This is a genomic window from Govania unica (assembly GCF_027920805.1).
Classification (GTDB): Bacteria; Pseudomonadota; Alphaproteobacteria; order Sphingomonadales; family Govanellaceae; genus Govanella; species Govanella unica.
Genome location: NZ_JANWOI010000002.1, coordinates 338952 through 352924, shown reverse-complemented (window position 1 = coordinate 352924; position 13973 = coordinate 338952). Strand labels below are relative to the sequence as shown.

The 13973-nt window shown below is 59.3% G+C and carries 13 protein-coding genes; 8 read left to right on the top strand and 5 right to left on the bottom strand.

Annotated features, from left to right (window positions below):
* Positions 1-72: 72 nt before the first annotated feature.
* A complete protein-coding gene (locus tag NYP16_RS06430; RefSeq protein WP_274943296.1) occupies positions 73-1662 on the bottom strand; it encodes an acyl-CoA ligase (AMP-forming), exosortase A system-associated in 1590 nt (529 codons plus the stop codon).
* A 68-nt stretch (positions 1663-1730) separates the two neighbouring features.
* Positions 1731-2411, bottom strand: a complete 681-nt coding sequence (locus tag NYP16_RS06425) for a GNAT family N-acetyltransferase (RefSeq protein ID WP_274943295.1) — start codon at positions 2409-2411, stop codon at positions 1731-1733.
* 179 nt (positions 2412-2590) lie between these two features.
* On the opposite strand from NYP16_RS06425, the gene NYP16_RS06420 reads away from it, so the two are divergent.
* Genes NYP16_RS06420 through NYP16_RS06405 form a run of 4 tightly spaced genes read left to right on the top strand, consistent with a single transcriptional unit; the run spans position 2591 to position 6230 of the window.
* Positions 2591-2842 carry an acyl carrier protein gene (locus NYP16_RS06420; protein ID WP_274943294.1) on the top strand — a complete coding sequence of 84 codons (252 nt, stop codon included), beginning with the start codon at positions 2591-2593 and terminating at the stop codon, positions 2840-2842.
* 11 nt (positions 2843-2853) lie between these two features.
* Positions 2854-3660: a hydrolase 2, exosortase A system-associated gene (locus NYP16_RS06415; protein ID WP_274943293.1), complete on the top strand. Its 807-nt coding sequence runs from the start codon at positions 2854-2856 to the stop codon at positions 3658-3660.
* Entirely contained in the window at positions 3657-4502 is an 846-nt protein-coding gene (locus tag NYP16_RS06410; RefSeq protein ID WP_274943292.1) for a hydrolase 1, exosortase A system-associated, read from the top strand. The genes NYP16_RS06415 and NYP16_RS06410 overlap by 4 nt, the downstream gene beginning before the upstream one ends.
* A 3-nt stretch (positions 4503-4505) precedes the next feature.
* Entirely contained in the window at positions 4506-6230 is a 1725-nt protein-coding gene (locus NYP16_RS06405) for a hypothetical protein (RefSeq protein WP_274943291.1), read from the top strand.
* Here NYP16_RS06405 and NYP16_RS06400 read toward each other — a convergent pair.
* Positions 6227-7255 carry a polysaccharide deacetylase family protein gene (locus NYP16_RS06400; RefSeq protein WP_274943290.1) on the bottom strand — a complete coding sequence of 343 codons (1029 nt, stop codon included), beginning with the start codon at positions 7253-7255 and terminating at the stop codon, positions 6227-6229. The genes NYP16_RS06405 and NYP16_RS06400 overlap by 4 nt on opposite strands.
* Positions 7252-7428 (bottom strand): hypothetical protein, encoded by a 177-nt coding sequence (locus NYP16_RS06395; RefSeq protein ID WP_274943289.1) that lies wholly within the window; start codon positions 7426-7428, stop codon positions 7252-7254. The genes NYP16_RS06400 and NYP16_RS06395 overlap by 4 nt, the downstream gene beginning before the upstream one ends.
* A gap of 254 nt (positions 7429-7682) precedes the next feature.
* On the opposite strand from NYP16_RS06395, the gene NYP16_RS06390 reads away from it, so the two are divergent.
* On the top strand, positions 7683-9032 hold the full coding sequence (locus tag NYP16_RS06390; protein ID WP_274943288.1) for a putative O-glycosylation ligase, exosortase A system-associated: 1350 nt from the start codon (positions 7683-7685) through the stop codon (positions 9030-9032).
* Positions 9033-9046: 14 nt separating this feature from the next.
* Positions 9047-10144 (top strand): non-hydrolyzing UDP-N-acetylglucosamine 2-epimerase, encoded by a 1098-nt coding sequence (gene wecB / locus NYP16_RS06385; protein WP_274943287.1) that lies wholly within the window; start codon positions 9047-9049, stop codon positions 10142-10144.
* A 205-nt stretch (positions 10145-10349) separates the two neighbouring features.
* On the opposite strand, the gene NYP16_RS06380 is transcribed toward wecB, so the two are convergent.
* A complete protein-coding gene (locus NYP16_RS06380; RefSeq protein ID WP_274943286.1) occupies positions 10350-11693 on the bottom strand; it encodes a glycosyltransferase in 1344 nt (447 codons plus the stop codon).
* Positions 11694-11871: 178 nt separating this feature from the next.
* Here NYP16_RS06380 and NYP16_RS06375 point away from each other — a divergent pair, with 178 nt between their 5' ends.
* Positions 11872-12642 (top strand): C-type lectin domain-containing protein, encoded by a 771-nt coding sequence (locus NYP16_RS06375; RefSeq protein ID WP_274943285.1) that lies wholly within the window; start codon positions 11872-11874, stop codon positions 12640-12642.
* A 68-nt stretch (positions 12643-12710) separates the two neighbouring features.
* On the top strand, positions 12711-13919 hold the full coding sequence (locus tag NYP16_RS06370; RefSeq protein WP_274943284.1) for a TIGR04063 family PEP-CTERM/XrtA system glycosyltransferase: 1209 nt from the start codon (positions 12711-12713) through the stop codon (positions 13917-13919).
* Positions 13920-13973 lie beyond the last annotated feature (54 nt).

Here is a 13973-nt window from a genome sequence, read left to right as displayed (position 1 = left end):
TTCCAGCGTAGGCGGGAATCCAGTCTTCACTACCGCTCTGGATCCCCGCGTTCGCGAGGATGACAGTAAGGATTAACTTTTCACCAGTTCCAAACGGATCTGATCCCCAATCATCTTGCGGTCAAGCTTGCCATTCGGGTTTCGCGGGATACTCTCCCATTCAATCAGATGATGCGGCACCATATAGGTCGGCAGCTGCTTGCGGCAGAACGCCAGAACCGCGTCCTTGTCGATGGTCGCCCCGTTCTTGCCCGTCGCCACCACGGCAATGGCCTGCCCCAGCGCCGGATCATCGATGCCAAGGGCCACGATTTCACCCATCAAACCGCTCGCATAAAGGGTTTCCTCAAGCTCCGTCGGGCTCACACGGTAACCCGAGGTCTTGATCATCTCGTCATTGCGGCCGACGAAATAGAGATATCCGTCCGCATCGCGCTTGACCTTATCACCCGACCAGACGGCGATCTCCGGGATCGGAATGCCAGCCGGTTGCCCGGGAGCCGGTTTAAACCGCTCCGCCGTGCGCTCAGCGTCGTTCCAATAGCCCATGGCCACCAGTGCCCCGCGATGCACCAGCTCACCGATTTCGTCGGCGTCGCAAAGTGTCCCGTCCTCGCGCACCACCATGACTTCCGAATTCGGAATGGCCTTGCCCATGCTGTCGAGGCGCTTGTCGATTTCCTCAAACGGCAGATAGGTCGAGCGGAACGCCTCCGTCAGGCCATACATGATGATGACCTTGGACTGCGGCAGATGCGCCCTCAGCTTCTGGATGATCGGTCGCGGCATGCGCCCACCGGTCGACGAAATATAACGCACCGATTTGACTGCTTCTTCCGGCCAATCAAGATCCGCGAGCTGAATCCACAGGGGCGGCACACAGGTCATGGCCGTCACTTTATATTGCACCACCGCCTTGATGACGTCGCGCGGCAGCAGATAATTCATCAGCACCACCCGCGCCCCCGAGCAAAAGCCGGTGGTGAGCTGGCTCAGCCCGGCATCAAAACTGAGCGGCAGCACGCTCAGAATAGTGTCATGGGGACCGTTTTCGAGATATTCGGCGACGCTTTTCGCCCCCGCCACCATATTCCGATGCGACAGCACCACGCCCTTCGGCATGCCGGTCGAGCCGGATGTATAAAGAATAGCCGTCATATCGGCATCGATCACCCGATGCGGCGTCAAATTGCCACCCTGCCCACGGGCCATGAACTCGGCCCAGATCTCGATCTCGACCCCCGGCAAATCTACCGTCACGAGCTTATCATTGGTGACCACAATGCGCTTCAGCGCCGGGCAATGTTTCAGATCTTCGGCCAGACCGATCAGGCGATCATTGCTTGTGACCAGAACCTGCACATCGCAATCGGCCAGAATATAAGCGACCTGCCGTCCTTTGAGCGCTGGATTGACTGGCACATAGACCGCACCCGCCGTACTCGCGCCAAAGATGGCGGCCACGGTTTCGATCTGTTTCGGCAGATAGATGGCCACCCGCTCCCCGCGCCCGATGGTGGAGGCGAGCAGAGATTGCGCCGTTCCCTGCACCAGCGCCCAAAGCTCGGCATAGGTCAGCTTGCGGTCCCGATATTCAAGCGCCACCGCATCCGGCTGGCGGAGCGCGCTATCGCGGATCAGATGGGGAATGAGAGTGGCCATAGCAATTTGTTCCAAGCTGCAATCACTGCCGCGACCATAGCGCGACATATCTTATAAAAACATGAAAATTAAGGCATATCCGGGGCAGAGATGCGCAAATCCGGCCCCCCTTTTTGAAATGACAGATGCAGAAAAGGCGGAACGCTGGCCCAGGCAAGCTGCACCGGCCCAAGCGACAAGAACGCCGCCCGCCCGATCACCCGCGCCCCCATGCGGCCATGGGATTTCAAGGACCCCGCATTATAAGCCGAGATCCGGCTCATGGACCAGGTGACACCGCGCGCCCGCAGCTCCGCATTGGCACCGTCCCACAACCGGGCAAAGGTGCGGCCCATGCGATGTTCGGGAGCCACATAGATATCAAAATCCCAGGCCGTCGCCCCAGCCGGGCTGAGCACGAACCGGCAGCGCACCATATCCTCATCGTAAGCCCCAAAGGTAAACCAGGCTGAGGCCACCGCCCGCCCCTCCTCAACCGCCGCAAGACAAATCGCCCCTTGCGCGAACCGGGCCCGGAGCACATCGGGTTCAACCGGCAGATCGCCGAGACGCGGGTCGCCCGCCATCAATTCGACGATCTCGATTTTGCCGGGCCGCAGCTTGCCGGGCGCAACCGGCACAGGCTGCGCCGTCAGCAGATAACGGGAATACCCGCCCCAACCCCGCCGCGCGAGCAGCTGATCCACAAGATAGCCGAGGCCGTCGCTAAGCCCGAATTCCCGGACTGCGGATGTGACTTTTGCGAACATGTCCCCCCTTGACTGTGAACTTCTCTGTTGTTCGGACTTTCTTCACCGTCATCTCTCTAGTATAAATCGGGCGGCAACGACAAGCCGAACCGCATTCCCGATCACATCCTGCCTGCAAGACTATGTCAGGACATATGGATCAGGGCTGTAAGGACAAGAATTTAACAGGATCATACTGGATGTCCGCCACGGAACAAGTGAGACGCATTCTGGCCGAAGTTCTCCAGCTCGGAGACAAGGCTACGGGCCTCGACGCCGATACTCCTCTTCTGGGCAATCTGCCTGAACTCGACTCTATGGCCGTCGTCAATCTGGTGACCGCAATCGAAGACCAGTTCGATATCGTGATCGACGATGATGAAATCAGCGCCGAAACCTTTGAAACTTTTGGCAGCCTGTGCGATTTCGTCGCGGAGAAGATGGCCGCCTAAGGTTCGTCTGATTGGGGAAGGCTGTGCATCCGTTTTATCTCGAAGGCCAGGCCGGACCTTTATTCGCCAATCTGTTCGCACCTCCGGGTGATGCTCAGGGCAGTTTTCTGTTTGTCCCGCCCTTTGCCGAGGAACTCAACCGCTCCCGCCATGTGATGGCGGCGCTTGGGCGTGCGCTTCAACAGGCGGGCTATGGCCTGATGCTGCTGGATCTTTACGGAACGGGCGACAGCGGCGGCGAATTCGGCGATGGCAGCCCCACCCTGTGGCGCGACGATCTGTCCCGCGCGCGTCAGTATCTTGAACAGCATCACGGCCCGTTTCTCGGCTTTGTCGCACTTCGGAGCGGAGCTTTGCTCGCCGCCGACCTCGTGCACAGTGCCCCGACCCCGCATCTCCTGCTGTGGTCGCCGATCAGCAATGGAGAGCAATTCCTGACTCAGTTCCTGCGCATCCGCGTGGCCGAAGGCCTCGGCCGCAACGAGGCTGCACGAGAAACCACCAAGGATCTCAAAGCCAGACTGGACGCAGGCGAAACCCTCGAAATCGGTGGCTATAATCTCACCCCCGCCGTCGCCGACTGGCTCGCCACGACCAAACTCGCGGGGCTCATGCCGCCGCAAGGCACCAGCGTGACGATCCTCGATGCCCAGACCGACGGCCTCTCCCCAGCGACCGAACGCCTGCAAGCCGCCTGGAATGCCGTGGCCCATGCCGTGCCCGCGCCGCAGTTCTGGTCGCTGCTGGAACCCGAACCGGCCCCGACCCTGATCAGGGCCACTATCGACGCCCTCCGCCAGCCGGAGACCGTGCGATGACCGAACAAGCCTTCACGTTTGACTGTCAGGGCGACGCCCTCCTGGGCTTCCTGCATCTGCCGGACAATCCCAGCCCCATCGGGCTTCTCATTCTTGTCGGCGGCCCCCAGTACCGGGTCGGCGCGCATCGGCAATATCTTCATCTCGCCCGCACCGCCGCCGCCTCGGGCATCGCTGCCATGCGCTTCGACTATCGCGGCGTTGGCGACAGCGAGGGGACCTATCCCGGCTTTGAACATCTCGGCGCCGATATCGACGCCGCCATCGACACCTTCAAGGCCCGCCTGCCCCATTTGCGCGGAGTCGTGCTCTGGGGCATGTGCGAGGGGGCGTCCGCCATCCTCATCGACGGCGTCCGCAACCCCTTCGTGCGCGGCGCGGCGCTCGTGAACCCCTGGGTCCGCACCGCAAGCGCCGAGGCCCAGACCTATCTCAAACATTATTACGGCAAGCGCATCCTCAGCCCCAACATGTGGAAACGCGTCCTGAAGGGCGAGGTCAATCTCTTGCGCTCGGTCGCCTCCGTGTTCGGGCTGGTGAAGCAATCCCGTGCCAAAGCCACGGCGACCGATAACCGCCCCTATCCGGATCGCATGGCCGCAGGTCTACGCGCCTATCAAGGCCGCTGTCTGTTGCTCATGAGCGAACATGATCTTGTCGCCCGCGAGTTCGAGGATGTAACTGCAAGCGCCCCCCTCTGGTCCGGGCTGATCAAAGCCCCGAAGGTGGTCCGCATCGATGTCAACGGATCGGATCATACCTTTTCAAGCGAACCCCATCGTCAGGCCGCCGCCGATGCCACACTCAATTTCGTGCGCGATCTCGCCGCGAGCGAGGTCTGAGGCGTGGGAGCTTTCGCCCTGATCCGCAAAGATGCGGACCCAACCCTTCCAGACCGCCTGACCGCCACCCTGCGCAAACGCGGTTTTGCCGCCCCGCGCCGCATCGACACCCGCGATCACATCCTGTTGCTCGCCAACAAGCTGATCACCCCGACGCCCAATTTCTTCAGCGACGAAAGCGGCGATTTCGTCGCCGTCACTGGAACGATTTTTTATCGTGAAAGCTTCGGCTTACAGGCTTTGGCTCATCTATTAGCTGATGCCAAATCCGAGCGCATCGATGAAACGGCTTTTTTCGGCAGCTATGCCGTCATCGTCAAGACCGGGCTCAAGCTCAGCCTGTTCGGCGATGGCCTTGGAACTTATAAAATCTATCACACGGCAGACAAGGCGGTCTGGTCCAGCTCCTTCCTCGCCAGCCTGAGCGCCGTCCCGCAGCCGCGGTTCGACAGTCAGGCCGTCTATGAATATGTGTTTCATGGAGCAACATTCGGCAACGGATCGCTCATAGAGGGACTATCCGTCCTCGGCCCAGAAAACAGCATGCGACTGGAACCGGGATTTCTGGCGGAACCGCGCGAGACCGCCATCGACATTGCGATCACCGGCGAACCGCTGCGCCTTCATACGGACCGCAGCCTCGCTGTCCTCCGCAGCCGTTACCGGGCCATGGCCAACAGTTTCGGCAGTCATATCGAAACCACGCTCAGCGGCGGCTATGACTCCCGGCTGAGCCTCGCCCTGTTGCGGGCCCATGGCGCAACCCCGCAGCTTCATCTGCAAGGCTCCGCCCGCGACCCCCAAGGCCGCGCCGCCAAAGCCATCGCCAGCGGCGAAGGGCTAAGGCCACTGCCCGAACGCGCGGACATTGCCGACGCCCCTACGCCCGAAAGCGTCGCCGCAGCGGTCAACGCACAATTCTGGGCCTTCGACGGCTGCCCATCCGGCGGCGTTGTCGGCACGGGCAGCGATCTCGCCGCCCAGCAAACCCGGCATGAGAGCGGCAATCTCAGCCTTGATTGCAGTGGCGGCCTGTTGTTCCGCAATTTTCTCGATCTGCCACCGCGCGCCTTCACCATCCGCGATCTGATGCCGATCTTTTGCGGCCAGATCACCGCAAGTGCTACAAGCGCGAGCTTTTCCAAACCACAATTCCACAAACGGATCGAACAGAAAATCGCCGCCATCTTTCCACACCCCTGGCATGAACTGACACGGGTGCAGATCGAATATCTCTACCCGGGCTTCCGCAGCCGATATGTTTATGGACCCGACATCTCAGTCGCCAACGCCTTTGGCCCGGTGGTCTCGGCATTTCATGATCTTGCGATTGCCCGCGCGGCGATCCATGTGCCCATACGCTTCAAAAATCACGGTATCTATGAAGCGGCCATGATCGCCGCCGTCGATCCGCGACTGGCGGCTTATCCGTCGTCATACGGTCATGACTTTCTCGGTCGCCCGCCGCTCAGCCGGCAAGTCAGGGACTGGGCCGCCTATCTCTGGCCATTGCCCAGCCGAAATTTCATGAAAAACATTAAGATTATTGGTCAATCATTTGAAATAAATGATCATTTCAAAGATGACTATCGCAAGCACTATCTACCGCAGGGAACGCCTGTGATGGATCATTTCTTTGTCCGCGACGCCCTCCGCGACAACGTCCAGATCAATCGCCTGATGACCCTTGAACTGTTGGCGCAGCACATGGGCGTGACTGTTCCTTAAGCCGCCTGAGCCAGCGCCTTCAACTCCTGAGGCGTGGTGCCACGACCTCCGAGTTCGGTTGTAAAAAACTTCAGAAACCCTTCAATATCCTGAAGAAATCTCTCCCTGTCAGCCATCGTCCGCACATAGGGCGAACCACCGGGCAGCAAGGTTGAACTGTGATAGGCATAGGTGAACACCCGCCGCCCAATCCGCGCGAGATGACGCGCCAGCCGTATATTCTCGGCCAAGGTGATGCCCTCGGGCGTCATCTGAATGCGTTCCACCAGACCGAGACGGCTCAAAATGCCCGGCAGACGCAAGGGTTGCAGGGCTGCCTGGCTCGCCAGCTCATAAATCGGTTCACCCCAGCGGCTCAAGGCACCGGGAAAACCCCGGGTCAATGGCACCTCGAACAGGCTTGCGTCGGGGCCGAACCAATAGGGCTCATGAGGGAAGCCGCGAAAATCGGGCCCGCCATCTCCATCGTAATTGGTCGCGGGCACCACACTCAGGTCGATGTCATACCCAAGCTCGGACAGAATACCCGGCGTATTGGGGCCGATACCATACCGGCCCGCCTTGTAGATCGTGGGCCGCTGCCCGACATTTTCCGCTATGGTCCGGGTCAGGGCTTCAAGCTTCGCCCGCTCGACCTCGGGTTCAAGATTGCCAGGATAGGAATTGCGCCGATTAACGTCCTCGATCTCAGGCGGATTCACCCAAGGGTGGAGATGAGCCCCGACAACCGCCCGCCCACTAGCCGCCCAATCGCGAAAAACAGCCACCGACTCCGGCGTCGATGCAACCGGATAATCAATGATATATGTAGGGGTTACACCATATCTTTCACATAATGCCTGAGCATGTACCTGCTCAGCGATATTGGTGACGGCGCGATTTTTGCGATCAAAGGGGGCCGACCAGTCGAATTCTTCTTCGGTATCGATGACCACCAATAGTAAGGGAGCGCCATTGTCAAATCGTGCCGGTCTCAGCGGACGGCGGGCGTCGCCGTCACGCAGTGCGGGATTTTGAAAACTCATTTCCGCTGATCCGTCGTCGAAGCCTGATCTTTACCAGAAGGCCGCCGCATCTGGCGCAGACCAAAGCGACCTTTTTTGCTGTCCGGCGGCACCCGGTCGTCATTCCGCACCGACCAGATGATCACGTACCAGATCCCCGACGCAAAGATCAAAAAGGCAAGAGCTTCGAACATGAACCTAACTTTCCAGAAACCGAACCGGACATCGGCCCCCTGACATCGGTCAAGACAGCAGCGGCTACCCGTCCGTGGAGTTTACCGTAGTTATTTCCGGCAACCGAAGCTATAAATTACGCGATCGTCCGGCGCGGCAATCGAACCGCTGCCCCGATTATCGAATGCACCAAAAATTAAGGTAGGTCATCTTATCTTTCAAGGTGCTAAAGCTGGTCACCGCCTTGGCGGGCCTCGGGGGGAATGACGCGCCTATGTTGCGCAGCCTTTTTATCGCCATATCGATTTTCGCCGCGCTGCCGGTAGTTCTCTTCAAACCACATGTGGGTGTTTTGCTGTGGTCGTGGATTTCTTATATGAATCCACATCGCCTCACCTATGGCTTCGCCTATAGTTTTGGCTTTCTCAACTATATCGGCGGGGCCACCATCCTCGGCTTCTTCATCGCCCGCGAGCCCAAATCCTTTCCGCGCCATCCGATCGTCTGGCTGCTGCTGATCTATTTCCTCTGGACCACGGTCACCGCCTTTTTCGGTCTGTATGAAGATCCCTGGTCGAAATGGGAGCGTTTTGCCAAGATCATTCTGTTCACCTTCATGACCATGGCGCTGATGCAATCGAAAAACCGGCTGCTGTCGCTGGTGTGGGTGATCGCCCTGTCCATGGGGTTTTTTGCCGTCAAAGGCGGGATTTTCACCCTCCTGAGTGGCGGCACGGCACGAGTCTGGGGCCCTCCGGAAACCTTTTTCGAAGACAACAACCAGTTCGCGCTGGCCATCACCATGTTGTTGCCCCTGATCCGTTACTTGCAGCTTCAGACCACGAACAAATATCTGCGCTGGATCACGATCGGGATGTTCATCACCGGGTTGTTTTCCATCTTTGGCACGCAATCGCGCGGCGCGCTCATCGCCGTCGTCGCCATGGCCCTTTATATGGCCTGGAAGACCAAAAAACTTCTGTTCGGCATCACCATTCTCATGTCCGTCGGGATGATCGGGCTTGTTTTCATGCCGAGCGCATGGCGTGAGCGCATGTCGACCATTTCCGATTATCAGGAAGACGCCTCGGCTCAAGGCCGTCTGACCATGTGGAAATTCGCCATCGACGTCGCCAACGATCATCCCATCATGGGTGGTGGGTTTGACGTGTTCTATGATGAAGGTCTGCGCGCCCATTATCTTGAACCGGGTGCCATAGGCCGCGCCGTGCATTCGATCTATTTCGAGGTTCTCGGCGAACATGGCTATGTGGGCCTTCTGCTGTTCCTGCTGTTGGCCGTAACCACCTATTTCGCCTGCAATGTGGTCATCGAACGCACGAAAGACTACCCCGACCTCAAATGGCAAAGCGACTTAGCGTCTATGTTGCAGGTCAGTATGGTCGGCTATGCGGTCGCTGGCGCGTTCCTTAATCTGGCGACCTTCGACCTTTATTATCATGTGATCGCCATGGCTGCGATCCTGCGCGTTATGGTTGACAGATCGCTGAAGGAAAAGGAAAACGGAGTGAAACAACCCTTTGCTCCGCCTAACATGCGGTTCCATCCGGCCAAGTCATTGACTGCCGCGCAAAGCTCCCATCGTTCGTCATCCTCTTTATAAAAGAGTTAACCGTCATGCCCACAACCGTTCATCTGATCGCCGCCGCACGCCCCAATTTCATGAAAGTGGCGCCGGTTTATCATGCCCTGAAGCGGGAGCCCTGGTGCGATGTGAAGCTTGTTCACACCGGGCAGCATTACGATGCCAATATGTCCGACGCCTTTTTCCAGGACCTCGGCCTGCCCGCACCGGATTTCCATCTGGGCGTCGGCAGCGGCAGCCATGCCGAACAGACCGGCGGGGTCATGATCGCCTATGAAAAAATCTGTCTGAGCGACCGCCCCGACTGGATCATCGTGGTCGGCGATGTCAATTCAACTGCCGCCTGCGCCATGGTCGGCGCGAAGCTGCTGATCCCTGTCATTCATCTCGAAGCCGGATTGCGGAGCGGCGACCGCCGCATGCCCGAGGAAACCAACCGTCTGGTCACCGACGCCATCGCCGATCTATTGTGGACGCCCTCCCCCGACGCCGACGAGAACCTGCGCCGCGAAGGCGTTGCCGAAGAGCGCATCGAACGTATCGGCAATATCATGATGGATTCCTACGAACTGCTGCGCGACCGCATCACCCGTGAAAATGCCCCGGCAGCCCATGGCCTTACCCCCGGCAATTACGGCGTGGTGACGCTGCACCGGCCATCCAATGTGGATGACAAGGCGACGCTTACCCTGCTTGTGGAGCAGTTGTTGAAGGCGTCGGAGCTTGTACCGCTGTTTTTCGCTGTCCATCCGCGCACCCGCAAGCGGCTTGAAGATTTCGGCCTTCTGACCCAGCTTCAGACCGCCCCGCACATGACCCTCGCCGAGCCGGTCAGTTATGTCCCCTTCATGAGCCTTGTGAGCAACGCCAAGCTCGTCATCACGGACTCAGGCGGCGTGCAGGAGGAATCGACCTATCTCGACATCCCCTGCCTGACACTGCGCGACAATACCGAACGCCCGATCACCGTGACCGAAGGCACCAACCGGCTGGTGAAGCCCGAGCACCTGCTTGAAAACGTCGCCACCGTCATGCGCGGCGAATGGCCCCACGGCCGCCGCCCCGACCTCTGGGACGGCCAAACCGCCGCCCGCATCGTCAAAAGCCTCAAAAAACGCAGCGGGAACTGAACAGCCGAAGCACCAAGAATCTGGATCGCCACGCCGCTAACGCGGCTCGCGATGACGGTTGAGAGACAGCCGCAACTACTCCCCGTCATTGCGAGGCGCAGCCGAAGCAATCCAGACCGGCCGCCCGAAAGGTCTGGATCGCCGCGCCGCTTACGCGGCTCGCGATGACGGCTCTTGCGAACAGAAGGGATGTCTGGCCTCAGCCCTACCCGATAACCTTCTCAAGAAACGGTTCGAGCTTATCGAACTGGCGTGGACGGGCGAAGGCTGCGGCGTCCGCCTTCGGGGCGGGCAAGGGACCCGCCGCACGCTCGGCAAGCCAGTCCTCAAGCGCCGCCGCCACCACGGCCGGGCTTTTGCTGACGACCCCGAGTTTGTTGTCACGGATGATATCCGCCGCTTCCCCGGTCTCACTGCCAATGGACAGAATGGGCCGCCGGGCCCCGATATATTCAAACAATTTACCCGCGAGCACCCCATCTTCACGCGGATCGTCCCAGCGCAACAGCAACAGAACATCCGCCGCGCATTGCTTGAGAATGGCCTCCCCACGCGGAATGAGACCATGAATTTCAACCTGATCCGTAACCCCATGCAACCGTGCAAGATCGCCCACAACATCCGCATCCGGCAGATGGAATATGACGCGAATTCTTGACCGCAGCTCCGGCGTCAGCGTCGCCATGGCCGCAAACAGCACCGACGGATCACGCTTGCCGGGATAAATCACGCCCGTATAGAGGATCGTCAGCCGGTCGGCATCGAGCGGCGGCGGCACAACGTCCGGACAATCCGCGGGATCAAACCCGTTCATCACGAACTCGACCGGTCTGCCATGCAGGTTTTTCAGATGATCGGCCCAGGTCCGCGTCACGGTCACGAAACCTGCGGCGTTCCTAAGCGTTGCCGCCTCAAGCCGAGCCTCGATGAACCGCTTCAGCCGGCCTGAATCATAATAAGGATGATCCACCCAGAGATCGCGATATTCGCAGACCCAGGGAATATCAAACTGACGGGCAAGTTTGGAGGCCACCAAAAGCCCGGTATGGGGCGGCGCGCTCGCATAAATCACATCCGCCCGCCAGGTTCCGAGCAACAACTTCCCCGCCCGAATGGCCTGATTGTACCAGCCAATCCGGGAATCCGGGATGCTGACCATGTCGCCGTATAACGCCAGCGCCCCCGACCACCAACCCGGCCGAGAATCAGCAGGCTGGCTTGACGCTGTCGATGGTTCGGCCGAAGCAACCGCAGGTCGTTTCCCTACCAGCCCCTTGATTTTGTCCTTCAGACGACCGGGCAGTTCAAGCACCTCGAACACCGGGGTAAACGTGATACGCTCGGCTGGGATTTCCGGCGGCATGACCTGCGGATAGCCAAGATTGCGCGGAGCCAGCACACGCACATCATGGCCACGTTCCAGCAGATATTTGGCCAGCTTATTGACACGGGTCGCCGACACCGGCGCATAGGGCGGGAAAAACCCGGCTACGAGCAAAATCTTCATGGATTTCCGGGAGTTTGCACCACGGCTCGCGGTCTCACTCATATCACCTGCCTGTTATTCTGAGCCCGTGCATGCACTGACCGCAACCCCTAGGTAGACTGCCAAAGCTTTAAAAGGCTATTAACGCCTCAGCAATCCGTTTTATTCTATACTGCCTGTGTATTTAAGTATTCTGTTACACTGTATATTACACCATCATTTTCCAACGAAGGGATAGACCATGATCAGGCTTCGAGCCCTCCTGACCGGCGGCTTGTTTGCGCTCTCCGTGATTGCATCGGCAAAGGCCGCGCCCATACTGGATAAGCCTGTCTATAATCCCGAAACCAAAAGCTATTTCGAAGTCGTCGACGCCGCCTACATGAATTCCGGCCAAGGCCCGAACTGGAGTGAAGCCTCCACCGTCGCCAGCAAAAAATCCCTTGGCAAAGCGCAGGGACGCCTTGGCATCATCCCTTCAGCCAAAGTTGAGATGTTCATCCGCCTCAATCTGCGCCCCGACCAGAATATGTGGATCGGGCTCTATTATGACTGCGGCACGCAATCCTTGGTCTGGATCGATGGGCGCACCCTCCGCAGCGGCGAATACACTAATTGGGCATCTGGCGACTGGTACATCGGTCATGCCAATATGTTCTGCAATACTCCCGACCCCCATATGCCGGTGCTGATCGCGCTGAGCGAGGCGGAACGCAAATGGGCGATCCAGTTACCCGCCAAACGCTACCATCTTATCCTGATTGAATATCCCACTGGCGGTCCGCTTAATGGGGAACGCCAGGCGATCGCCGAACCTGCGATCAAGGGCGCGGCAAAAGCGCCGGTGCAATCTGTCCAGCCCCCCAAGGCCGCCGAACAGACCGCGCCGCAGCCGAAGACCGCACCCAAGGAACCCGCACCCCTGGTCGACCTCAAGCCCGATAACCTGCCACCCGGGGCGGGTTTGCCACGGTATGAGGATACAACCAGAATAACGCAGGAAAAGCCCTGACATTTCCTGCATCTTTCACTAATTTGCATAGACTTTCATCCGGCTAGCGCGGGGACCAGAATCGGCACATGCGTATTCTTCATGTTTTCGACCATTCGATTCCGCTCCATAGCGGCTACACCTTCCGCAGTTACGGCATTCTGACCGAGCAACATCGCCGCGGTTGGGACACCGTTCACGTGACGACCCCCCGCCATGTGAAGCCCGGCCCGCTGATCGAGGATGTGGACGGGCTTAGATTTTACCGCACGCCAGCGCCGACCGGCTTTGCAACCCATGTGCCCGTCCTGCGCGAACTGGCGGAAATCCAGGCCACCACGCGCCGACTTGACGAAGTCATCGCCGAGACCAAGCCGGATATCATCCATGCCCATTCGCCGGTTCTGAACGCGCTGGCCGCCCTCCCGGCCGCCCGTCGCGCTGGCCTGCCTTTTGTTTATGAAATCCGCGCCTTTTGGGAAGATGCCTCAGCCGCTCACGGCACCAGCCGCGAAGGCGACCTGCGGTTCCGTGCCACCAAGTTCCTTGAGACTCGCGCCGCACGAAAAGCCGATGCGGTCACCGTCATTTGCGAGGGGCTGAAATCCGATCTCATCACCCGCGGCATCCCGGCCGACAAGATCACCATCATTCCGAACGCCGTCGATCTCAGCAAATTCTCCGGCGTGAAACCTCATGATACCGCGCTCGCCCACGAGCTTGGGCTTGACGGCGCGGACGTGCTCGGTTTCATCGGCTCGTTTTACGATTACGAGGGACTGGATACGCTGCTCCGTGCCCTGCCGCTTATCCGTCAGGACCTGCCCAAAGCCCGCCTCGTCCTCGTCGGCGGTGGGCCAGAGGAACAGAGACTGAAAGCCCTCACCACGGACATGGGCCTGGACGACATGGTGCTGTTTACCGGCCGCGTTCCCCATCAAGAGGTGGATCGGTATTACAGTCTTGTGGATCTTTTCATCTATCCGCGCAAATCCATGCGCCTGACTGACCTTGTGACGCCGCTGAAGCCGCTTGAAGCCATGGCCGAAATGAAGATGGTCGCCGCCTCAGACGTCGGCGGGCATAAGGAACTCATCACCGACGGCGTGAACGGGCATCTGTTCAAGGCCGACGACCCGCAAGACCTCGCCCGCACCGTGGCCCGCATTTTCGCCGACCGTGCAAACTGGCCCGCCCAACTCGACCGCGCCCGCCGCTATGTGGAAACAGAACGCACCTGGACCCAAAGCGTCGCCAATTACGAACAGGTCTACCCGAAGCTGCTGAAAAAAGCCTGAGCCCACTGACCGCCAGATGGATACCCGGGTCAAGCCCGGGTATGACAGGCACTA

Bases quoted from the DNA above. Each gene is read 5' to 3' on its own strand.
- NYP16_RS06400 (WP_274943290.1), bottom strand. From the start codon at position 7,255: ATGAGTTTTCAAAATCCCGCACTGCGTGACGGCGACGCCCGCCGTCCG.
- NYP16_RS06425 (WP_274943295.1), bottom strand. From the start codon at position 2,411: ATGTTCGCAAAAGTCACATCCGCAGTCCGGGAATTCGGGCTTAGCGAC.
- NYP16_RS06410 (WP_274943292.1), top strand. From the start codon at position 3,657: ATGACCGAACAAGCCTTCACGTTTGACTGTCAGGGCGACGCCCTCCTG.
- NYP16_RS06370 (WP_274943284.1), top strand. From the start codon at position 12,711: ATGCGTATTCTTCATGTTTTCGACCATTCGATTCCGCTCCATAGCGGC.
- NYP16_RS06395 (WP_274943289.1), bottom strand. From the start codon at position 7,428: ATGTTCGAAGCTCTTGCCTTTTTGATCTTTGCGTCGGGGATCTGGTAC.
- NYP16_RS06430 (WP_274943296.1), bottom strand. From the start codon at position 1,662: ATGGCCACTCTCATTCCCCATCTGATCCGCGATAGCGCGCTCCGCCAG.
- NYP16_RS06380 (WP_274943286.1), bottom strand. From the start codon at position 11,693: ATGAGTGAGACCGCGAGCCGTGGTGCAAACTCCCGGAAATCCATGAAG.
- NYP16_RS06375 (WP_274943285.1), top strand. From the start codon at position 11,872: ATGATCAGGCTTCGAGCCCTCCTGACCGGCGGCTTGTTTGCGCTCTCC.
- wecB (WP_274943287.1), top strand. From the start codon at position 9,047: ATGCCCACAACCGTTCATCTGATCGCCGCCGCACGCCCCAATTTCATG.
- NYP16_RS06420 (WP_274943294.1), top strand. From the start codon at position 2,591: ATGTCCGCCACGGAACAAGTGAGACGCATTCTGGCCGAAGTTCTCCAG.
- NYP16_RS06390 (WP_274943288.1), top strand. From the start codon at position 7,683: ATGTTGCGCAGCCTTTTTATCGCCATATCGATTTTCGCCGCGCTGCCG.